Here is a 21,150-nt window from a genome sequence, read left to right as displayed (position 1 = left end):
AAAGACCGTGAGCTGACGCAACAATGCCGCCCCCGCTTGCGCAAGGGCGGCATTGGCATTGAACCGGAAACAGCTTGGCGTCAGCGGCGCGCGCCCGCCAGGCGTTTGACCACGACGATCATGCGGTCGATTTCCTCATACGTATTGTAGAAGGCGAAAGATGGCCGCACGGTCGCTTCCACGCCGAAGCGGCGCAAAATCGGCTGGGCGCAGTGGTGGCCCGAGCGCACGGCGATGCCCTCGTCGTTCAGAGCGCGCCCCACTTCCGCCGGCTCGTAGCCGGCCAGCACGAACGAGGCCACGCTGGCCTTCTCCAGCGCCGTGCCGATCAGGCGCACGCCGGGAATGGCCTGCAGCTGGTGCGTCGCGTATTCCAGCAGCGCGTGCTCATAGGCGGCAATGTTGTCCAGGCCGATGCGCTGCACGTAATCGATGGCCGCACCCAGGCCCACGGCATCGGCGATATTGCCCGTGCCCGCCTCGAAACGGTTCGGCACGCCCTGGTAGACGGTACGCTCGAACGTAACGTCGGCGATCATGTTGCCGCCGCCCTGCCATGGCGGCAGCTGCTCCAGCAAGTCCGCCTTGCCATATACGGCGCCTATGCCCGTCGGGCCGAACACTTTATGGCCCGAAAACACGTAAAAATCCGCATCCAGCGCCTGCACGTCCACGCGCAGGTGCGACACGGCTTGCGCGCCATCGACCAGCACGCGCACGCCGGCCGCATGCGCCAGCGCGATGATCTGCGCCACGGGCGTCACCGTCCCCAGCGCATTCGACACCTGCGTCACGGACACCAGCCTGGTGCGCCCGTTGAGCAGCTTGCGAAATTCATCGAGGAGGATCTGGCCGCTGTCATCGACGGGAATCACGCGCAGGATCGCGCCCTTTTCCGCCGCCAGCTGCTGCCATGGCACGATATTGGCGTGATGCTCGAGCTGCGAGACGATGATTTCGTCGCCGCTGCCGATGACCTTGCGGCCAAAGGTATTGGCGATCAGGTTGATGCCCTCGGTGGCGCCACGGACAAAAATGATTTCATTGGCCGAGGCGGCGCCCAAGAAGTTCGCCACCTTGGCGCGCGCCGCCTCGTACGCATCGCTGGCGCGCGCTGCCAATGCGTGGGCGGCGCGGTGGATGTTCGAATTCTCGTGCGCATAGAAATACGACACCCGGTCGATCACCGACTGCGGCTTGTGCGTGGTGGCCGCATTGTCGAACCAGGCCAGCGGCTTGCCGTTGACCCGTTCGGCCAGCACGGGAAAGTCGCGCCGTACGGCATGCACGTCGAACGGTGCCGGCGCCTGGTGTTGGCCCGGTTTCGTCGCTGAAGGCAGCTCGGTCTGGAAATAAAACACGGGCTGGCTGTTAGCCGGCGATACCGGCAGCTGGCGCGCAGGCGCCTGTTGCGGCGTGGCAAACAGTCCCCGCAAATCGTCGGGAGCAGCCTGTCCCAACCCCTGCTGTGCCAGGCCATCGAGCTTGCCGTTCGACATGGGATAGCCATGCGCGCCGCCGACAAAATAGTAGGGCGACGGTGCACCGAGGGCGGACAAGCGTGGCGTCGGCACGGAAGCAGGCGCCGGTGCAATCGGCGACTCCAGGGGCGCCGTCACGGGCGGCACTTGCGCCGCCGCCACGCCGGGGGCGATGGCGGCGAACGAAGGGCCGGGCTGCGGCGGCGGACGGTTCGCATAGCGGGGAGCCGCATCGAGCACGCTGCCGGAGCCACCGAGACTGGGAGACTTGTCCAACGCAGGGGGCACCCCCGGCAAACGCGCGAAAAACTCGCCCGCCAGCCGGTTCAGGGTCGCTTCATCGGGTAAAAACGGGACGGCAGGCAAGCCCGCCGCGCCATCACTTGTAGGTGTCTGGGTAGTCATGGTATTTACCGATCTCCACGTCTTCCAGTACGGCCAGCGCATCGTCGGTCAGCACGGCCAGCGAGCAATACAGCGAAATCAGGTAGGACGAAATCGCGTGGCGGTTGATGCCCATGAAGCGCACGGACAGGCCCGGGCTTTGCTCGCCCGCCAGGCCAGGCTGGAACAAGCCGATCACGCCCTGGCGCTGTTCGCCCGCACGCAGCAAAATGATCTTCGTCTTGCCGTCTTCGATGGGCAGTTTGTCGGACGGCACCAGAGGCACGCCGCGCCACGTGAGGAACTGGGAACCGAACAGGCTGACGGTGGGAGGCGGCACGCCGCGGCGCGTGCATTCTCGCCCAAAAGCGGCAATGGCCAGCGGGTGGGCGAGGAAAAAGCCCGGTTCCTTCCACACTTTCGTCAGCAGTTCGTCGAGGTCATCCGGCGTGGGCGCGCCCGTCAAGGTGAAGATGCGCTGATCGTCATGCACGCTGGCCAGCAGGCCGTAGTCGGGATTGTTGATCAATTCGCTTTCCTGGCGCTCCTTGATCGTTTCGATGGTCAGGCGCAGTTGCTCCTTGATCTGGTCGTGCGGGCTGCTGTACAGGTCCGATACGCGGGTGTGCACGTCGAGCACCGTGCTGACGGCATTGAGAAAATATTCGCGCGGCTGGTCGTCGTAGTCGACGAAGGTTTGCGGCAATTCCGACTCGTCGCGCTGCGAACAGGCCACGCGCACATCCTTCGGGTTTTTCACGCGGTTCAGGCGGTAGATACCCGCTTCCACGGGCAACCATTGCAGCAGGTGCACCAGCCAGCGCGGCGTGATTGTGGATAACTGGGGGACGCTCTTGCTTGCATTGGCCAGCTGGCGCGCGGCGTTATCGCCCAGCGCAAACTGGCTCTCTGTTGCTTCAGCCATGACTACTCCTGATGAGAAAAGTGAATATGCTTATCTGAAAAACGAATAAAGTATCGGACGTCTCCCCTTTTCTCTCAACATGCTATCGCCATCAAAACACGCTTAACCAAACCTACTGCGCGTCGCGATTTGCAGCCTGCGATGCTCACTGTCTCGGCGGCCCCGTACATTTGCACAGCTGCGCTTCTCGGCCACAACTCACTGCCGCTCGCTACGGTTCTGTTATGCCTTTTACCTGTTTTTAATCCACCAGCTCCGGTTCGCAGCGGGCCATCAATCCCGCCAGGCCGATGCCCAAGGCGCCGGCCAGTTTTTCCACCGTCAGCAGCGACGGCGTGGCGGCGCCACGTTCGATTTCGCCGATGAAGGAGCGGTTCAAGTCGGCCGCTTCGGCCAGGCGTTCCTGCGACCAGCCTTGCCCTTCGCGCAACTGGCGCACGGCCAGTCCAAACTGTTTGATCAACATGCTGTCCTCATGGGTGGTGGGCAAAAGCGGGTTGGGATGGCGCCGACAAGTCCGGTGCCTCCTGCTGGTTGTGCGCTTGCGTGACATGGCTGCCCGGTGCCACGCTGCGGGTCAGCCAGACATTGCCGCCGATGACGGAGCCCTGACCGATGGTCACCCGTCCCAGGATCGTCGCGCCCGCATAGATGACCACGTCGTCCTGCACGATGGGGTGGCGCGCCAGTCCCTTCTTCAGCACGCCGTCAGCGCCGGCGGGAAAGCGCTTGGCGCCCAGGGTGACCGCTTGATAAATGCGCACCCTTTCGCCGATGACGGCCGTCTCGCCAATCACCACGCCCGTGCCATGGTCGATGAAAAAACTGCTGCCGATAATGGCGCCAGGATGGATGTCGATGCCCGTCTGCGAATGGGCCACTTCGGCGATGATGCGCGCCACCAGAGGCGCACCCAGTGCGTACAAGGTATGGGCCAGGCGGTAGTGGATGATGGCCAGGATGCCCGGATAGCACAGCAGCACTTCATCGACGCTGTGCGCGGCCGGGTCGCCATGGAAGGCAGCCGCCACGTCCGTGTCGAGCTGGGCGCGGATGCGCGGCAGCGCGCGGGCGAAGCGCTGCACGATGGCCAGCGCCTGCTGTTCGATGGAGACCGTCTGCTGCAAGCCGTGCTGGCGCGCGTGGTAACTGAGTTCGCGCCGCACCTGTTCGTGCAGGCCCGTCAAGGTCGTGTCGAGCGTATGGCCGACGAAGAAATCTTCGCTCTCCTGCTGCAGGTCGAGGGGGCCCAGGCGCATGGGAAACAGGGCCGCGCAAAGGGCGCCGACGATATCGCGCAAGTGCTGGCGCGACGGGAATTCGCGCGCGCCGCACTCCTGGCTGCTGGCCAGCCCCAGGCGCCACTGCGCGCGCACGGCGCGCAATTCGTCGACGATCTGGTGCAGTTCCCATTGCGGCTGCGCGGCAAGGGAAGCAGGGGGAAGGGCTCGCTGGTTCATGGTGGTTCCGGGAAGAGGTTTAATCTTGCAGCCAGGGCAGCGCATGCCAGCGCCAGCCGCCGCTGTGGCCACGCTGCTGCTGCGCGTCGAGATCGCCCTCGAAGCCTTGCGCGATATTAAAGACGTGCGTGAAACCCGCCTTGGCCGCCGCTTCGGCTGCTGCGGCAGAGCGCTTGCCGCTGCGGCACAGCAGCACCACGACGACATCCTTGCCACCCACCTTCGCTTCCAGTTCGCGCACAAAGCGGGGATTGCGGTTCATGGACGTACCGGTCGCCCACGAAACGTGCAGCGAGGCGGGAACGTAGCCGACGAAAGTGCGTTCCTCGTTGGTGCGCACATCGACCAGTACGGCTTTGCCAGCCTGCACCAGCTGCCATGCATCCTGCGCGCTGACGATGCCCGCATACGGCAAGCCCTGGGCCTGCGCCTGGACACGCGCGAGATGGAGCACTTCATCAAAGGCCGCCTCGCCGTGCGCGGCACGAGGGTCGAAAATCAGTTCTGCAGCAGCCATCGTTCCACCTCTATATTCCGTCGTCAAAAACCAGCACACGTCCACTGTAGCGAACTTATGTTGTTCGGAAAACAAATTAAAAAGAGTTTGGAAAGCTGAAAAACGTATATGGAGATATTGCAGCGTAAAGCCGGGGTCAGACCCGCCGCGTCTGACCCCGGAACTTGTTTGGGGGGTGAATTAGAAAAAGACCAGAATCAATATGCTCTACGGCGCTCTCGTAATAAAAAGCGCGCTGGGTCAAGCGCAGCGGCCAATTGACTCTCCAGCGGCAGCGGCTCGCCCTCCAGCTGGCAAGCCAGCAACTCGGCCGCCAGCGGCGCCCAGATCAAGCCGCGCGAGGCATAACCGAGCAAGCCAAACAGGCCTGGCCAGCGGGGCACGTCGCGCAAGCGTTCGCAGCGGCCCGGCACGCCCGGGTCGGGCAAGGCGCCCGCCAGCGGAAGGCGGTCCGGCGCCATGCAGCGAAAGCCCGTGCGCCCGGCCAGCGGCGCGTCAAACGCCGGCACATCGAGGATAGCGGCGATCTTGTGGATATTCTCGTGCTGGCTCGATGCGCGTACCTCGGCATCCGCGTCCGCATCGTAGCTGGCGCCCACGCACACGATGCCCTGGTGCGCCGGCGTCATGTAGGCTTCGCGGCAGACGACAAACGGCAAGGATGGCAGACTGCCTTCGGCAAGGTGCGTGACCTGGCCGCGCACGGCGTCCAGCGGCAGGTGCGCCGCTTGCGCGAAATCGACCGCTCCCGTGCCCGCCGCCAGGATGACGGTGGGCGCCGCAGCGATCAAGCCGCCTTCGGCATCGCGCACCAGCCATTCCTCATCGCCACGCTCCAGGCGCAGGGCGCTGCTGGAAAAGCGCCGCGTGAGCAAGGCGCCGCAGGCATCGAGCATGGCCGCGCAGATGGAAGACGGGCGCGCCCAACCGCCCTGTTCGAACCACCAGGCGCCATCGGGCGCCGGTGCGCCCAGCATGGCGGTCGCCTCGGGCGCTTCGAGCCAGCGGGCGAATTCGCGCGGATACAGGCCGCTGGCGGCGATCTGCCGCTGCACCTGCGCATGCGCGCCGTCGCGCGCCAGGTGCAGCACGCCGCTTTGCACACCCTCGATGGCGGCGCCGATGCCGCCCAGGTCTTTCCAGCGGCCCAGCGAATACAGGTAGGCGGCGCGCACCAGGCGCGTGGCGATATTGTCATCCTTGGACATCAGCGGCATGAAGATGCCGGCCAGGTTGCCCGACGCTTCGCTGGCAGGCTGCGCGTGGCGCTCGACCAGGGTCACCTTCCAGCCGCGCGCGGCCAGCCGTTCGCAGGCAGCCGCGCCGGCCACGCCCGCGCCGATGACGATGGCGCGACGCTCGGGCGCGGTGAAGGCTGCGTGCTCGCCGCGCCGCGCATAAAACACGGCACGCAATCGGCTCTCGTCAAAAACAAAGCCGTTTTTTTGCAACTCCGCGCGCTGCGCCTCGTCCAGGTGCACGGCCTGCAGGCGCGCGCCATCGACCATCAGGCGCGCCAGCACCGGCATGGCTGCCGGCACCCAGGCCAGGTGCACTTCATCGACACGCGCCGCCAATTGCGCCAGGCAGGCATCGGGCTGGCCGATCAGCACATCGAGCGTGACGAGGCCATCGCGCGAGACCATGCGGTGCTGGCCAGGCACGCAGGGCGGCCATTGCACGCGCCATTCCTGCGGCAAATGGCTGGCATCGACGGGACGCGGCGCCAGCGCGATGTAGTGCAGGCGCCGCCCGCCATGGGCGCCACAGGCGGCGCCAAAGCGCGCGCCGTCGAAATCCGTGTCGAGCACGACGAGCACGTGGGCCATCAGCGCTCCGCGCGGCAGAAACAGGAAGGCGCATGGTCGTTGACCATGCCGATGCCCTGCATGTAGGCGTAGATGATGGTCGAGCCGACAAATTTGAAGCCCCGCTTGAGCAAGTCTTTCGAGAGCCTGTCCGACAAGGCCGTCTTGGACGGGAAGTCGCCGGGCTGCCAGCTGTTGACGATGGGCTGGCCATCGACGTAGGCCCACAGAAAGCTGTCCAGGGTCTGGCCTTCCGCGCGCAGGCGCAAATAGGCTTGCGCATTCGTGATGGCTGCCGCCACCTTCAGGCGGTTGCGCACGATGCCGGGGTCGGCCAGCAGCTGCGCCACCTTCTCCGGGCCATAGGCGGCGATCTTTTCCGCGTCCCAGCCGTCAAAGGCTGCGCGGTAAGTGTCGCGCTTGTTGAGGATGGTTTCCCAGCTCAGTCCCGCCTGCGCACCTTCCAGGTTCAGCATCTCGAACAGCCGGCGCTCGTCGTGGCAGGGCACGCCCCACTCCGTGTCGTGATACGCGAGATAGCGGGGATTGGCCGGATTGGCCCAGGAGCAGCGGATGGTGGTCATGGTCGTGTTCTTCATGTGCGGGCAAACGCCAGTATAGTTTATCGGCCGCGCAGGATGTGCCCCAGTTCCAGCAAACCGTGCGCCATCTCGGCCGGGGGAATCGCCGCAAAGCCCAGCAGCAGTCCTGGCGGGGTGGCGCAGGCGGCGCCGGCGTCAGGGTCGGCATAGTGCCCCAGCGGGCGCAATTCAATTCCCCGTGCCAGCCCCTCGCGCGAGACCGTTTCTTCATCGTGGCCGCCGCGAAAATACGCGCACAATTCCAGGCCGCTGTCGGCCGGCCCGCATGCGAGCTGGTCGTCGAGTTCGCGCGCGATACCGCGCACCAGCAGGTCGCGCCGCTCGGCATTGCTGTCGCGCGTGCGGCGGATATGCCGGCCAAAATGGCCCTCGGCGATGAAGTCAGCCAGCGCCATCTGCGGCACGATGGCCGTGTGGCGGTCCATCACGGCCTTGGCTTGCACCAGCGCTTCGGCCAGCGCGGGCGGCGCCACCATATAGCCCAGGCGCAGGCCGGGGAACATCACTTTTGACAGGGTGCCCACGTACACCACGCAGCCGGCCCGGTCCAGGCTTTGCAGGGAGGCCAGCGGCGCGCCCGTGTAGCGGTATTCGCTGTCGTAATCGTCTTCCACCAGCCAGGCCTTGTTCTGTGCGGCCCAGGCCAGCAAGGCCAGGCGGCGGGGCAAACTCATGCTCACGCCCAGTGGCAATTGGTGCGATGGCGTCACGTAGGCCAGCTTCGCCTGCGGACAGTGCGCCACGCCATATGCCACATCCAGTCCCTGCGCATCGACGGGGACGGGAAACACGCGCGCGCCAGCGGCGCGCAGCGGGCCGCTGGCGCCCCGGTAGCCGGGCGACTCCATCCAGGCCGCATCGCCCGGCGCGAGCAGGATGGTCGACAGCAAGAACAGCGCCTGCTGCGAGCCCGAGGTAATCACGATCTGCTGCGGCGTGCAATGCACGCCGCGCGACGCCTTCAGGTACACGCACAGCAGCTCGCGCAGTGGCAGGTAGCCGGCCGGATCGCTGTAGCCGAACTGGTGGTCGGGGCGACGCCAGCGCCGCGCTTCCAGGCGGTTCCACACGTCAAACGGAAAATGGTCGATGCGCGGCATGCCGACACGGAAAGCGCGCAGTGGGCCACGGTGGTATGCCACCTGGCGCATGGCCGTCACCACGCCCTGCCCGCGCGCTGACAGGGGCCGTAGCAGACCCGGCGCCTCGGTCTTGCCGGCCGGCGCGGCCACAGGCACGTCGACGCTGACAAAAGTACCGCGTCCCACGGCGCCATCGAGATAACCTTCCGCCGTCAGCAGCGCATAGGCATTGAGCACCGTCTGGCGCGACACGGCCAGCAGATGGCAAAAGTCGCGCGTGGGTGGCAACTGCATGCCGGGACTCATGCGGCCATCGAGGATGGCTGCCTTGATGGCCGCATACAATTGGCGAAATAGCGGCTCGATGGCGCCGCGTTGCAGCGGCAAGGCGGTGATGATCTGATTCAGGTGGGAAGCTGGCATGGCGCAATGGCTCTTGAATTGGTATCTTCAAGATAGCACTTATTGGCTGTTTTAAATAGCCAAAACAAGCGCTAAGATGGCGCTTCCCTTTCGACTCTTGCGGAGCACCCATGCATCAGTTTTTCGCTACCGTCGCCTGGCAGCGCGACGGCCAGGATTTCGCCGGCCAGCGCTACAGCCGCGGCCATGAATGGCAGTTCGACGGCGGCCTGCGCGTACCCGCCTCGTCGTCTCCCTTGTCCGTGCCGCTGCCCATGTCGGTGGCGGAAAATATCGACCCGGAAGAAGCGCTGGTGGCCGCCACGTCGAGCTGCCACATGCTGTTCTTCCTGTCGCTGGCAGCGCAGCGCGGCTACGTCATCGACGACTACCGCGACGACGCCGTCGGCGAGCTGGGAAAAAACGCTGCGGGGCGGCTGGCCATGACGCGCATCGTGCTGCGCCCACGCATCGTGTTTTCAGGCGCGGCACCCTCGCCAGAGGCCTTGGCCGCCCTGCACCACGACGCGCACGAACGCTGCTACATCGCCAATTCGCTCACGGCCGATGTGGTCGTGGAAGGAGCGCCCTAGATGTACACGCCCGCCAGTTTTCGCGAAGAGCGCCTCGACGTGCTGCATGGCCTGATCCAGGCCCATCCCCTGGGCGCGCTGGTACGCCACGGCGCCGATGGATTATGCGCCGACCATGTGCCGTTCGAGATCGCCGCGCCCACGCCCGAGGCCCCGTTCGGCATCCTGCGCGCCCACGTGGCGCGCGCCAACCCGCTGTGGCGCGCCGGCGGGGACGAAGACTGCATGGTAATTTTCCAGGGGCCGCACGCCTACATCACGCCCGCCTGGTATGCGGAAAAGCAGGGCAGCGGCAAGGTAGTGCCGACCTTCAATTATGCGGTCGTGCACGCGCACGGCCCCTTGCGCGCCATCGATGACGCGGCGTGGCTGATGGACTTGCTGGAGCGGCTGACGGCGCGCCATGAGGCAGATCAAGCCGCACCATGGCGGGTGAGCGATGCGCCGGCCGACTACATCGACAAGATGCTCAAAGCCATCGTCGGCATCGAAATCCCCCTCACGCGCATCACGGGAAAATGGAAGCTGGGGCAGAACCGCAGCCTGCAAAACCAGGCCAGCATGGCGCATGGCCTGGCGCTGGACACTCAAGCCGGCGCGGCCCGGGCGCTGGGCGCACTGATCGCCGCCAACGTCACGCCAGCCAGCTGACAGCCGCCGAAAACGTCAGGAACGACAGCGCCGTCGACACGAGGATGATGCGGGCGATGCGCGCCGTGTTTGCACCGAAGCGCTCGGACAGCAGCGACACATTGCTGGCGCTGGGCAGGCAAGCCACCAGTACCATGCAGGTCAGCGCGAACGGATCGAGCGGCGCACCCAGCGCGATGGCCGCGTGGCCGATGGACCACACCAGCAGCGGATGCAGCAGCAGTTTTTTCAGCGCCACCGGCACATACTCCCCCAGCGGCGCCGGGTCGGCCGTGCTCATCTGCGAACGGGCCAGCACGGCGCCGATGGTAAACAGGGCGACCGGAGAGGCGGCGTCGGCCAGCAAGCCCACCGTCTGCGTCAAAGGCTTGGGCAAGGCCAGTTCCAGCCACGACGACAGGGCGCCGAGCACGATCGCCCACGGCATGGGATTGCCCGCCATGCCCTTCAAGGCGTTGCCGACGGCGGCGCGGCTGCCGTGCGCGCCGCCGCTGCCGATGCGTGACAGGGCAATGCACAGCGAGCTGGTAATCAGCATGTCGACGACGATGGTGACGATGACGGGTCCCGAAGAACGGGGTCCGAGCAAGGTCAACAGCAAGGGCACGCCCATGAAGCCCGTGTTCGGGAAGGCGGCCACCAGCGCGCCGAAGGCGGCGTTGTTCCAGTCGATGCGGTGGCTCAGGGTCATGGCCATGGTGACGCCCACCATGATCAGGGCGCACAGCAGATAGACGCCAAATACGCTGGCGTCGAGCAGCTGCGCGATGGGCGTGGCGGCACCGAAACGGTACAGCATGCAGGGCAGCGCGAAGTACAGGACAAAACTGTTCAAGCCGCCGATGGCTGCCAGCGGCAGCAGCTTGCGCCGCACGGCCAGATAGCCGCACAGCACCAGGGCGAAGAAGGGAAAGGTGATGGCGAGGATGGTCAGCATGGAGCGCCATTGTAGCGCGCTGCTCTGGCTGGCCGCCGGACGTAAAAAAAAGGCCGCTCACGCGGCCCAAGGAGGTTTCGAGGGAAAGCGCCGCTGGCAGGCTATGGCGTGAGCTGGGCGCGGATCTCGCCCGCCGGGTAGGCGGCACTGTGCACGTTGACGTACAGCTTGCCGGCCTGGTAGCTCGCATACTGGGGCGGCGTGAGCAGGGTGCCGTCCGGTACGGAAAACATGCCTTCGGCGGTTTTCACCAGCGGCAAGATGACAGGGCCGTTGGCGCCGGTCGGCGCTTCGTGGATATGCGCGACGGTCGCCAGCATGCCCGTGTAGCGCACGCCGCCACTGACACTGCGGTCGTGGGCGACGCGGATAGTGCTGCTGCCACTGGCCGTGCTGGTGTTGGCCGGCACCTCCTGCGCGCCCGTCAAGGTGACGTCATGGCCGCCCGGATGATGCGGACCATGGGAACAAGCGCCCAGCAGGGCTGCCAGCGCCAGCACGGTGGCGGCGCGGCGCAGGTGTTGTTGCAATGTGCTCATCGCAGGTCTCCTTCAACGGACAGTAACGGACAGCGGACAGCGGGTCACGAAGGGCGCCCGGCCCCGCACAACCGGGCTTGCGCCACTCTGGTGTTGCATAGTGCGACTGTAAGGCCATGCCGCCTTGTCCGCTTTGCTTTTCGCCAAACTTGCTGCTCGCCTGCCGGCCCGTCTTCAGGCCAGGTGACCTTCTGCCACCCAGCCCCGATTGGCGGGCGCGGCCTTCGGTTTGGGCGCGATGCCGCTGCTTTTTTCCGCATCGAGGATGATGCTGCGCATGCTGTCGCTGGCGGCCGGCCCTGGCGCGAAGGCGTAATACTCGTCATTGATGGGCAAGCCCGTCATGGCGTCGACCAGCACGGGGTCGGCGGCCAGGCCCGTGTCGCGGCTGGCGATGACGAGACTGGCACCTTCCGGCGCAAAGTTTTCATTTCCCCAGGCAATAAAGGCCAGCAAGACCGGCTTGAAGGCGCGCCCGGACTTGCTCAGCACATAGTCGTAGCGGGGCGGCTTGGCGCAATACAGGCGGCGCGTCATCAAGCCGCCTTCCACCAGATCGGCCAGGCGGCGCGTCAGGATGGTGGGCGCGATCTTGAGGCTTTTTTCAAATTCGTCGAAGCGCGTCTTGCCATAAAACGCCTCGCGCAGGATGAGGATGCTCCACCATTCGCCCACCTTGCCCAGGCTGCGAGCGATCGGGCAGGGCAAATTATTAAAGTTGGTATGTTTCATGACCATCTCCTCACGTTGATTCAACACAACAATCGAAAAATATCTCAGTTGCAACACGGAAACATCAGTTACTATCAAAAGCAAAGTCACCTGCCCACCATGCCGACGGCTTGAAAATACGCGAAAACTCACACTTTCCTTCTTCAAGTACAATCATGGCTGGTTCTGTTCTCCCAATCCCGGTGCGAAAAACGGTGCCAGCCACGCCTTCCAGCGCTGCTGCCCACGCCCGTTTTCACTCACTGCGTTCACGATGACCCCTTTGAAGCTTGCCGTACTGCCTGCCCTGCTCGCCCTGTCCCTTTGCCAGACCACCACCGCCGGCACCATGTCTTCCGCGACGCTCCAGGCCACCTTCGTCATCAACGAAGCGTGCACCATCGTCTCGCAGCGCAGCAGCGCCCGGGTGCGCTGCCAGCACAACACACCGTATCTGCTGCTCCAGCAGGCAACGCCATCAGGCGCCGGCCTCGTCACCGTCACGTTCTAAAAATAAATCGTTGCCGTCACCGTATCCTTGTAGTCACCGGGGCGCGGCGACACCTGCGCCGGCACGCGGCCGTAGATCGTCAGCGGCACGCTCGCGCCCGTGCCCGTGCCAGTCACCATGCTCGTGCCTGCCGTGCCATCGCCCCATGGCGCACCATCGAGGGTGGCGGACAACAGGTAACTGACCTTCTCCGTCGTCACCGTATTCTTCATTTGCCGGTTGGCCACATTGAGTGCCACGCTGCCGCCGTTCAGGGCAATCTGATAGGCATTGTTATTGACGCAGCGCACCGACAAGGTGCTGGTGCTGCGCAAGTTGCCCGTCAGGATGGTGGCGTTCGCAAACGCCATCGGCGTGGCGGTGATGGTGCAATCGTTGACGGCCGTGGCATTCACCGTAAAACCGAAGCTGCCGCTGTTGACCGTGCAGCCAAACAAGTTGACGAGGCCATACGTGGTGTAGGTATACGTTCCCTGCCCGGCAAAGCTCGAGGTATACACGGTATTGGCGTTACCCACCGTGGGCACGGCCGCCAGTGCGGCGCCGGCAGGGATCTTCGCGTACACGGTAAACGTCGTCGAATACGTGCCGGGCGGCGCCAGCAAGCCGGCCGACAAAGTCATGCCTAAGGTCGATGGCGCGCCAGTCACGCCGGCGCCGCCCCATATCTTCGCCGTGGCATAGGAACTGTCCACATACACGTTGTACTCCATGCGATTGCTGCCATTACCCAGCTTGCGCGGCAAGGCCGAGGTGGAATTCGTGCCCAGCCCCAGCGAGATGCACACTTGCGCATTCGGCGTGAGCAACTGTCCCAGGTTCAGCGAGGAAAACACGCAGCTGAAGGTGCCCGTTGCCTGCGCTACGTGATCGGTGCCGGAAATCGGGCTGACAGCGCCGAAATCGATATTCGTCATGCTGACCGAGCAGGTATCGGCCTGCGCCGTACCGCCCCAGGCACAGCCTAGCAGCAGGGTCAGCCATAGCAGCAGGCGGCGCATCAGCGGCCTCCCCCGGCGCCAACGGCAGCGGCAGCGCAGCGCAGCGGACCGATCACGGGCAAGCCGCCCGCCGCCGGACGCGCATAGGCAAAACGCACCGTGCACACGCTGTCGCCCTCGCCGACTTGCAACTGATTCTGCTCCAGCAGATCATCGACGAAAACGATGCCGTCAAATCCCACCACCGTCCGCTTGCCGCTTTGCACGTGCAGCACGGGCAAGCCCGTCGTCAGCGGCTTGCCATCGGCGCCCTGCACGATGACGGTGGCCGCGCTGTAGCGTTCGATGGGAAAAGCGGCCAGCGCACCGGCCAGGTGTCGCGGCACGACATTGATATTCGTCACGGGCACCCGCGCATCGACGTCGAGTTCCTCCGTGGCGATGCTGATCTGGTTATTGCCATAAGGATTCAAATTCGGCACGAGCAGATAACCGCTACTACCCGTCACGCCAATCTGGCGGTTCTCATGCAACACAGGAATATTGCCCACGCCCCCAGTGGACACCAGCGCAAAACCGTTGCCCACTTGGCGTGCCGCTTCGACATGGCCATCCATCAGCACCAGTGCACCAGCCGCGCCCAGCGAGGAAACATTGCCCATGCCGCTGCTTTGCGTGCGCGCGCTCACGCGGCCGCCATTGCCCAGGTATTCCACTTGCGCCTGCCGGTAGGTGTTGCCGCCCACCGTGCCAGCCTGCAAATTCCAGCCGAAGCCGCCGCCAAAGTCCGCCGGGCGCTGCGCGCTGACGCTGCGGCCGCTCTCGCCGTTTTGCCGGCTGCTGGTCGTGCTGATGGCCAGATTGTTGTCGAAGGCCATGCTCAGGCCGAAGTAAAACCCCCGCTTCTCGCGTTGGCGCAAGTCCTGGAACAGGCTGGCGTTCAGGAACAAGCCGTGAAACAGGGTGGCCGAATAGCCCACGGTGGCCAGCTTCGATGGTGGTGCGCCGGGCGTGCGGTAACTGATGTAGCTGCTGCTGATGCTGCTTCCTGCCGGCAGTGGCAGGCTGACGGTGAATCTGTCCGCCGCGCGCACCACGGCACTGCCGTCGCGCGAGGCCAGGTCGGCAAACGCGGCACTGGCGCGCACGCTTTGCACATCGACGCTGAAGCTTGGCCCCATGTACTGGTAGCCGGCGCCCAGCTGCGCGCCGCGGCGCTGTCCCCCGCTGGCCGACAGCGAACCGTTCAGTACGCCCGCCTGGCCCAGGCGCACCAGCACGCCCGCGCCCGCCTGATACAGGCCGGCAGCCAGTTCCGCGTGGCCTTCGAGGGTAACGCTGTCGTTGACGCCATGGCGACCGGAAGCGCTGGCGACCAGTTGCCGCTCATAGCCGAACAGGCGTCGGCCATAGCCGCGCCGCATGGCGCCCGCCTCGACCGAGTAATCGCTCAAGCCGCTGGCCAGCATGCGCGTATCGACATACAGGGGCAGCACGGTCGTCACGCTACGCCCCAGAGCATCGCGCGTGACGATGGTAGCTTGCCCGGCACCATTGATGCCCGCCACCTGGTTCAGCACAAACGGACCGCTGGGCACACTGGCGGCATATTGCTGCACGCCATTGACATACAGGCTCAGCGATGAGGGTACGAGCGCCGTGCCATCGACGGAGGCGACGGGAAAGGTCAGCAGGTCGGGACGCAGCTGGAAATTCTTGCGCCACTGCACACCGCCGACGCGCACGGCGCGGCTCCAGCTGAGCGAAGAGGAAATCAGGTCGCCCACTTGCCACGTTTGCAGGGTCTCGGGGTCGGCGTGGCTCCAGAAAGTGTCAAAGCGCATGTACTTGTGCTGGTCCGACCCCAGGTTCACGGTGCCCGTATTGCTGAAGACGCCGCTGTCATTGAAATAGCGCAAGTCGTTGAAGATGGCGGCGCGCCGCGTCTGCCCCAGTTCCGCATACGCTTCGTAATTGAGGACGGCGCCGGGCGTGACGCGCGACGGCGGCGCCTGCGCCGCCAGGCGCGCGTTGATGCGGAACGGTGAGCGCAAGTCGTCCGCGATCTGCAGCGACACGCTTTGGCGCGCCGCATCATAATCATAGCTGAGCCCGGGAATCGCATCGAGCGCCACGTCGGCCCAAGCGGGCGCACCCAGGCGCGCCGGGTCCAGCCCAAGCTGCTGCAAGTTCGCCACACTGCTGAGCAAGCCTTTACCCACCTGGGTAAAACGCAAGATCAACCCGGTTGATACAGCATTCACACTCACCTCCAGATACAGTTCATTCGGGGCCATCGGATCGCTGGGCAAGCTGGCCGGCCCCGGGTCGGCGCCCGTCACGGCGGCCGATCCATCGGCCCTGGCCAGTGCCGCCATGGCCAGCAGCAGCAAGGTCCAGCAAATCCGCCATGTCAGTACGCGTCTCATGGTTTAAGCCGGTTGCGCCCATGCCGAAGGCGCGCGACAAGCTCGCCCGTCATGGTGGCCATGTTCAAGGTGTCGAATTCGTGGCAACGAGCGCCTTTGCATTCACATGCACCGCAATACTCAACGGCCCATCCAGTTCAGCCTCCCCGGCGACGGGCAGGCGCCATACGCGCATGCGTGCCGCCAGGACATAACCAAACAGCCCCTTGCTGATGACAAACACCTTGCCCGCCTGATTCGTGAATGTCATCGCACCGATCTGCGCATGGACGTTGCCGCTGTTCTTGATACGCAACATCCATGCACCCTGCTCGCGAAAGACTTGCCAGTCGAGAATTTCCTTGCCCGGCGCACCGGCCGGCAGCACGAATACAGGCACCGAGTAGCGCAGGCGGATATCGACGCCGCTGCGGCCCGGATCATCGTCGCGGCCGACTTCATCGATGAGTACGCGATACGTCTTTTCCTGCGCGACGGGGCCGCCTTGGGCACGCACCAGGCGGATGGTCTGCCGGCTGTTGGCGGCGATTTCGACGATCGGCGGACTGGCCACCAGTTCCTGCGTCGGTGCCAGTACCTCATCGCCGTCGCGCTGCTCCCAGGCGAACACCCGCACCTGCCCGTACATGGGCTGATCACCGAGGTTTTGCAGGTTGATTCCGGCCGCACTCTGTGGGGCGCGCAAATTGAGCGTCACCGGCGAAATCTGCAAGTTGGCGCCGTGCACGCCCGCCGCGCAGCAGGCCAGCAGCGCCAGCATGTTTTTCATCAGGGAAGCGAAACCGGCCTTCACGCAGCCCCCCGCTCAAAAGTAAACGGTGGCTGTGATGGTCGACTTGTAGGTATCGGGCGCCGGTGTCGCTTGCGGCGGAATATTGCCGTACACCGTGATCGGCTGCGATGCGCCATTGCCGGTGCCGCTGACGGTATTCGTTCCCTGCGTATCGCCCCACAAGGTGCTGCCAGCGGTCTGGTACAGGTTGAATTGCACCGTCCCCACGTTGCCGCCGGTGCCGCTCAGGTAGCGCGTGGTGCCGCTCGACCCCGTGCCCGTGCCCGCCGTCAGGCCCACGTTATACGGGGTGGTACTGGTACAGGTGACATTCACGGTCGTATTGACGTTCACGGCAGTAGCCAGTACACCCTGACTTTGGCCAAAGTCGAGACCGGCCGCCGCAATGGTGCAATTGGCGATGATTTTCAGGGTGACATCAAAGGTTGCGGTGTTGCTGCCGTTCAGATACACGGCTGCGTCGGCGACGCGAGGCATGAGCGCCGTGCTGGCAAAAGCCACGCTGGCGGCAACGGCAAGGCGGGGGAAAATGACTCGCAACATGATACCTCCTGATGATGGAACATCATTAATGAGCCCGCCAATATGAAGGGCATCGAGGATAGTCACGGTATTGCCGGCGTTTTTTGGGGCACGCAAACCAGGACGACAAAATACCTGTGCCGAGAGTCAGGAACCCGGGGACTCCGGCACTTTTTGCAGCATTGGCAAAACAGATTTTTTGGCAATCGACATTGCTTAAAATCAATGCATGAATGAATTATTGGCGATCTGGAAAATCCGCGCTTCTTCTGGCGGAGAAACCTCTTTTGAAACACGAGAAAAGCAGAAAAAAAAGAAAAAGCGAGGCATAATAAGCCACTACTTGCTATTTGGTTAAGTCATCCATGCCATGCCATTGACCAGCGAAACCATCAAAAAAAACATCTTGATCGTGGACGATTCCGCGTTCGAGCAGCGCATGCTGATGGAGCTGCTCGGCGAACAGCCCTACCGTTTCAGCATCGCGTTCAACGGCTACCAGGGCTACCAGCTGGCACTGGCCACGCATCCCGACCTGATCCTGCTCGACGTGCGCATGCCAGAGATGGATGGCTACACGGCCTGCCGTTTGCTCAAGGCCAATCCCGAAACGGAAGAGATACCCGTGATCTTTCTCAGCGGCGCTGATTCCGCCAAGGAACGCATCATGGGCTTGCAGGTGGGGGGGGTCGACTACATTTCGAAGCCGTTCACGCCGGAAGAACTGGCCGCACGCATCCATATCCACCTGGGGTTGATGCGTAAAAGCAACAGTACCTTGCCAGCCACGACGCTGATCCGCGACAAGCTGCAGCATCCCGACCTGGTGTTCGTCAATGCCGTCAAACAGCTCATCCTCGACAACCTGGGCAGCCTGCCCAACCTGTCCGACATCGCCCGCAGCGTGGGCACCTACCGCGAAAAGCTGACCCTGATGTTCCGCGAGCAGACGGGCATGACGGTCTTCGCCTTCATCCGCGAAGCGCGCATCGCCCGCGGCGTGGAACTGCTGCAGCAGACGGAAATCGACGTGCAGGATATCGCCCTGCTGATTGGCTTTCACAACGCGGGCAACTTCGCCACGGCCTTCCGAGAACGCATGGGCGTCACGCCCAGCGCCTACCGCCAGCGCCTGCAGGAGCAGACAGGACAGCGGCAGGCGGCGGGCGGCTACTAGAACTTGTAGTTCAGCTTGAGCGCCGCAACGCGTCCGCGCGGATCGGCCTGGGTAAAGTCAAAGCCGGTGGACGCATAGTCCCAGGGCGCACGTTTGTTGGCCAGGTTTTGCACGATGAACGTGACGTTCGCCTTTGGTGTCACCTGCCAGCTGCTGGTCACGTCGAAGGTGCTGAAGGCGGCCACCGATTCATCGAGATGCGTGTTTTGCGCATAGCTGCCCACGTAATTCCATGTGAGCGTGGACGACCACTTGCCCTGCTCCCAGGTGGCCGAGCTGACGCCGCGCCATTTCGGGATGGAACCGAAGTAATTGGTGCCGGCGCCATCCGTGAGCGGCGCGCCGTCCGACAGCGGTTCGGCAAAGCGCAGCACCCGGCTCAACTGGCCGGCCAGGGTCAGCTTGCCCCAGTCCTTGTCGACGAAGCGCTGGCGCAGGTCGATGTCGATGCCCGACACTTCGCGCTGGCCCTGGTTGCGGTACTGGCGGTACAAGGTCGTAATGCGGCCATCGGCGTCGCGCGTGACCTTTTGCGGCGCCGTCGCTTCGTTGGCGATGGTGGTGGTGGCGCTTTCCGTGCCGATCACACCCTCCTGCTTGATGCGGTAATAATCGAGGCCGATGCTCGAACTGCTGGTCGGCGAGACCACCACGCCCAGGTTCAGGTTGTTCGAGCGCTCGGGACGCAGCGCCGTATTGGCAATGGTAATGGCCGTCACGCCGCGCGTCTGCGTCGGCGTGATCGGGTCGCGCGGATCGAGCACGCTGACATAGCTGACGGCCGTGCTTTGCGTGATTTCCGGCAGCGATGGCGCGCGGAAGCCACGCGACACGGTGCCGCGCACCAGCAGCCACGGCGCCGCCTGGTAACGGGCGCTGGCTTTCGGCGAAAATGCATTGCCGAAATCGCTGTAATGGTCGGCGCGGCCCGCCAGGTTGACAGACAGGTCTTTCACTACAGGTACGTTGAATTCGGCAAACAGGGCCGAGACGCTGCGCGTACCGTTGATGATGTTGATGGCCGGGCGCAGCTCCGTACCCGACAGCACGGCAGTCGAGGTTTGCGAGTCCATCTTTTCGCGGCGCCACTGTGCGCCGGCGGCAAAGCCCAGCGGGCCGGCGGGCAAGTCCCAGATATCCTTGGCCGCCGAGAAGTCGAGCGTGTCGAGCGTCGATTCGGCCGGACGCAGGGTCGACAGGCGCAGGCGGTTACGCACGGCTTCGCTGTTTTGCGACTGATCAAAGAAATTGTAGCTGCCGTCGGCCAGCACTTTCTGGAATTCATAGCGGTTGACGAAGTTCTGCACGGTTTCTTCCAGCTTGCTGCTGGAGTGGCCCACGGCTGCATCCCAGTCCCAGCCCGCCAGCGTGCCTTTGACGCCGGCCAGCGCACGGTAGAACGTGACCTTGTCCTGCTTCAGGCGCGGCCCCAGGTCGAACAGGGTGGCCGTGAACGGCAGGGGCGCGGTACCCGGATTGTTCGGATGGCCCACGGGCAGCACGACGGGGATGGTGTCGAGTGCCTGGGTGGCGTTGTTCCACACGCGCGTGGCATTGTTCACCGTCAACGGCGCGCTGAAAGTCTGGTCGGCGCGCGAATAACTGTGCAGCAAATCGACATACGCTTCCGTGTCCGCGTTCAGCTTGACGGTGGCGCGCGCGGCCGTATGCACGCGCTGGATTCCGGGAATCAGGGTTTTGTACGGCGATGGGTTGTAGGCCAGCACTTGTCCCGTCTTGCCGGGCGTGATGTCGCCATAATTGACCAGCTGCAATGGTCCCCGCACGCCGCCCAAGGTCCTGGTCGGGTCGGTGCCCGCATAGTTGGTGATGGCCCAGCCCAGACTACCGCGCTGCTGGTTGCGGAAGTCCGCATCGCGCATCCACTCCACGTCGCTCTGCTGCAGCTTGTCGCGCTGCTGTGCATCGATCGAGAAGACCAGGCTGTAGCCGTCTTCCTCCAGCTTGCCAAAACCCGTTTGCAGCGCCGCGCTCTTTTCATGCTGGCCCGTGCCTTCGGTCGAGCCACCCCATTGCGCCGTGATGTCCGTGCCCGTGAATTCCTTGTAGAGGATGATGTTGACCACGCCGGCCACGGCGTCGGAACCGTAGACGGACGAGGCGCCATCCTTGAGCACCTCGATGCGCTGCACGGCCGCCATCGGCAAGCTATTCAGGTCGACAAAGGTTTCCTGCAGGTTTTGCGCCGTCGCATAGCTGGCCACGCGCTTGCCATTGACCAGGATCAAGGTATTTTTCTGGCCGATACCACGCAGCGACAGGCCCGAAGTACCGGCCGAGAAGCTGCCCGTATATTGTTCGTTGTAGCTGTTGCCGCTGTTGGCGGAGATGGCGCGCAGCACGTCCGACACGCTGGTCTTGCCGCTGGCTTTCAATTCCTTGGCCGTGATGACTTGCACGGCGCTGGCGCCCTCCTTTTCGCTGACGCGGATATTCGATCCGGTGACGTTAACACGCAGCATGTCGTCCCCGGCGTGGGCAAGGGTGGGGAAAGCGGGAAAGGCGGCGGCGATGGCAAGACTGATGGCGAGTGGTTTGAACATGGTTTCCTCTTATTGGGATTGCAGCCTTTTTCCGATAAAAAAGGCCGAGCAGGGGCACGCGGACCGGGTGGGCCAGCGGGCAAACGACAACGAAATGAATGGGAATGACTTAGGGGATGCG

At 64.2% G+C, this 21,150-nt stretch carries 21 protein-coding genes; 5 read left to right on the top strand and 16 right to left on the bottom strand.

Features of this window, described 5'->3' with window-relative positions; translation table 11 throughout:
* Window positions 1-80: 80 nt before the first annotated feature.
* The 8 genes from CLU92_RS22550 to CLU92_RS22515 all read right to left on the bottom strand — a co-directional run bounded on the left by CLU92_RS22550 (window position 81) and on the right by CLU92_RS22515 (window position 8,682).
* Window positions 81-1,886, bottom strand: a complete 1,806-nt coding sequence (locus CLU92_RS22550) for a family 2A encapsulin nanocompartment cargo protein cysteine desulfurase (protein WP_101483678.1) — start codon at window positions 1,884-1,886, stop codon at window positions 81-83.
* Window positions 1,861-2,790 carry a family 2A encapsulin nanocompartment shell protein gene (locus CLU92_RS22545; RefSeq protein WP_034753448.1) on the bottom strand — a complete coding sequence of 310 codons (930 nt, stop codon included), beginning with the start codon at window positions 2,788-2,790 and terminating at the stop codon, window positions 1,861-1,863. Before CLU92_RS22545 ends, CLU92_RS22550 begins: the two co-directional genes overlap by 26 nt.
* Window positions 2,791-3,031: 241 nt before the next feature.
* The gene (locus CLU92_RS22540; protein ID WP_101483677.1) at window positions 3,032-3,256 is read right to left on the bottom strand and encodes a helix-turn-helix domain-containing protein; all 225 of its coding nucleotides are present in this window, start codon (window positions 3,254-3,256) and stop codon (window positions 3,032-3,034) included.
* A 7-nt stretch (window positions 3,257-3,263) separates the two neighbouring features.
* Window positions 3,264-4,250, bottom strand: a complete 987-nt coding sequence (gene epsC, locus CLU92_RS22535; RefSeq protein ID WP_101483676.1) for a serine O-acetyltransferase EpsC — start codon at window positions 4,248-4,250, stop codon at window positions 3,264-3,266.
* Window positions 4,251-4,269: 19 nt separating this feature from the next.
* Window positions 4,270-4,767, bottom strand: coding sequence for a rhodanese-like domain-containing protein (locus CLU92_RS22530; protein WP_101483675.1), 498 nt, complete (start codon window positions 4,765-4,767; stop codon window positions 4,270-4,272).
* 197 nt (window positions 4,768-4,964) lie between these two features.
* On the bottom strand, window positions 4,965-6,596 hold the full coding sequence (gene mnmC / locus CLU92_RS22525) for an FAD-dependent 5-carboxymethylaminomethyl-2-thiouridine(34) oxidoreductase MnmC (protein ID WP_101483674.1): 1,632 nt from the start codon (window positions 6,594-6,596) through the stop codon (window positions 4,965-4,967).
* The gene (locus tag CLU92_RS22520) at window positions 6,596-7,159 is read right to left on the bottom strand and encodes a DNA-3-methyladenine glycosylase I (protein WP_101484835.1); all 564 of its coding nucleotides are present in this window, start codon (window positions 7,157-7,159) and stop codon (window positions 6,596-6,598) included. The genes mnmC and CLU92_RS22520 overlap by 1 nt, the downstream gene beginning before the upstream one ends.
* Before the next feature lie 38 nt (window positions 7,160-7,197).
* Window positions 7,198-8,682, bottom strand: a complete 1,485-nt coding sequence (locus tag CLU92_RS22515; RefSeq protein ID WP_101483673.1) for a PLP-dependent aminotransferase family protein — start codon at window positions 8,680-8,682, stop codon at window positions 7,198-7,200.
* A gap of 110 nt (window positions 8,683-8,792) precedes the next feature.
* Here CLU92_RS22515 and CLU92_RS22510 point away from each other — a divergent pair, with 110 nt between their 5' ends.
* Together CLU92_RS22510 and CLU92_RS22505 are read left to right on the top strand one after the other, a co-directional pair.
* On the top strand, window positions 8,793-9,254 hold the full coding sequence (locus CLU92_RS22510; protein WP_101483672.1) for an OsmC family protein: 462 nt from the start codon (window positions 8,793-8,795) through the stop codon (window positions 9,252-9,254).
* Window positions 9,255-9,905 (top strand): FMN-binding negative transcriptional regulator, encoded by a 651-nt coding sequence (locus CLU92_RS22505; protein WP_101483671.1) that lies wholly within the window; start codon window positions 9,255-9,257, stop codon window positions 9,903-9,905. It begins immediately after the preceding gene.
* Here the strand turns inward: CLU92_RS22505 and CLU92_RS22500 are convergent.
* The 3 genes from CLU92_RS22500 to CLU92_RS22490 all read right to left on the bottom strand — a co-directional run bounded on the left by CLU92_RS22500 (window position 9,889) and on the right by CLU92_RS22490 (window position 12,113).
* Complete coding sequence (locus CLU92_RS22500; protein ID WP_101483670.1) at window positions 9,889-10,842, bottom strand: AEC family transporter; 954 nt, start codon at window positions 10,840-10,842, stop codon at window positions 9,889-9,891. The two genes, CLU92_RS22505 and CLU92_RS22500, sit on opposite strands and share 17 nt — an antisense overlap.
* Window positions 10,843-10,943: 101 nt before the next feature.
* On the bottom strand, window positions 10,944-11,381 hold the full coding sequence (locus CLU92_RS22495) for a CHRD domain-containing protein (protein WP_101483669.1): 438 nt from the start codon (window positions 11,379-11,381) through the stop codon (window positions 10,944-10,946).
* A 174-nt stretch (window positions 11,382-11,555) separates the two neighbouring features.
* Window positions 11,556-12,113, bottom strand: coding sequence for a helix-turn-helix domain-containing protein (locus CLU92_RS22490; RefSeq protein ID WP_101483668.1), 558 nt, complete (start codon window positions 12,111-12,113; stop codon window positions 11,556-11,558).
* 253 nt (window positions 12,114-12,366) lie between these two features.
* Between CLU92_RS22490 and CLU92_RS22485 the strand changes: the two genes are divergently transcribed.
* Window positions 12,367-12,603, top strand: coding sequence for a hypothetical protein (locus CLU92_RS22485; protein ID WP_101483667.1), 237 nt, complete (start codon window positions 12,367-12,369; stop codon window positions 12,601-12,603).
* On the opposite strand, the gene CLU92_RS22480 is transcribed toward CLU92_RS22485, so the two are convergent.
* The 4 genes from CLU92_RS22480 to CLU92_RS22465 form a co-directional block, all read right to left on the bottom strand.
* The gene (locus tag CLU92_RS22480) at window positions 12,600-13,604 is read right to left on the bottom strand and encodes a spore coat U domain-containing protein (RefSeq protein WP_101483666.1); all 1,005 of its coding nucleotides are present in this window, start codon (window positions 13,602-13,604) and stop codon (window positions 12,600-12,602) included. The two genes, CLU92_RS22485 and CLU92_RS22480, sit on opposite strands and share 4 nt — an antisense overlap.
* The gene (locus CLU92_RS22475) at window positions 13,604-15,973 is read right to left on the bottom strand and encodes a fimbria/pilus outer membrane usher protein (protein WP_101483665.1); all 2,370 of its coding nucleotides are present in this window, start codon (window positions 15,971-15,973) and stop codon (window positions 13,604-13,606) included. Before CLU92_RS22475 ends, CLU92_RS22480 begins: the two co-directional genes overlap by 1 nt.
* A gap of 64 nt (window positions 15,974-16,037) precedes the next feature.
* Window positions 16,038-16,742 (bottom strand): molecular chaperone, encoded by a 705-nt coding sequence (locus CLU92_RS22470; RefSeq protein WP_243857872.1) that lies wholly within the window; start codon window positions 16,740-16,742, stop codon window positions 16,038-16,040.
* A 36-nt stretch (window positions 16,743-16,778) separates the two neighbouring features.
* Window positions 16,779-17,309, bottom strand: coding sequence for a spore coat U domain-containing protein (locus CLU92_RS22465; protein ID WP_101483663.1), 531 nt, complete (start codon window positions 17,307-17,309; stop codon window positions 16,779-16,781).
* Between the two features lie 208 nt (window positions 17,310-17,517).
* Between CLU92_RS22465 and CLU92_RS28340 the strand changes: the two genes are divergently transcribed.
* The gene (locus CLU92_RS28340) at window positions 17,518-17,646 is read left to right on the top strand and encodes a hypothetical protein (protein ID WP_257561356.1); all 129 of its coding nucleotides are present in this window, start codon (window positions 17,518-17,520) and stop codon (window positions 17,644-17,646) included.
* A 12-nt stretch (window positions 17,647-17,658) separates the two neighbouring features.
* Window positions 17,659-18,465, top strand: coding sequence for a response regulator (locus CLU92_RS22460; RefSeq protein ID WP_101483662.1), 807 nt, complete (start codon window positions 17,659-17,661; stop codon window positions 18,463-18,465).
* On the opposite strand, the gene CLU92_RS22455 is transcribed toward CLU92_RS22460, so the two are convergent.
* On the bottom strand, window positions 18,462-21,029 hold the full coding sequence (locus CLU92_RS22455; protein WP_101483661.1) for a TonB-dependent receptor: 2,568 nt from the start codon (window positions 21,027-21,029) through the stop codon (window positions 18,462-18,464). The genes CLU92_RS22460 and CLU92_RS22455 overlap by 4 nt on opposite strands.
* Window positions 21,030-21,150 lie beyond the last annotated feature (121 nt).

It is taken from the genome of Janthinobacterium sp. 61 (assembly GCF_002846335.1).
In the GTDB taxonomy this organism is placed as follows: domain Bacteria; phylum Pseudomonadota; class Gammaproteobacteria; order Burkholderiales; family Burkholderiaceae_D; genus Janthinobacterium.
The sequence above is the reverse complement of the archived record's forward strand: the minus strand, read 5'-3'. Positions and strand labels throughout refer to the sequence as shown.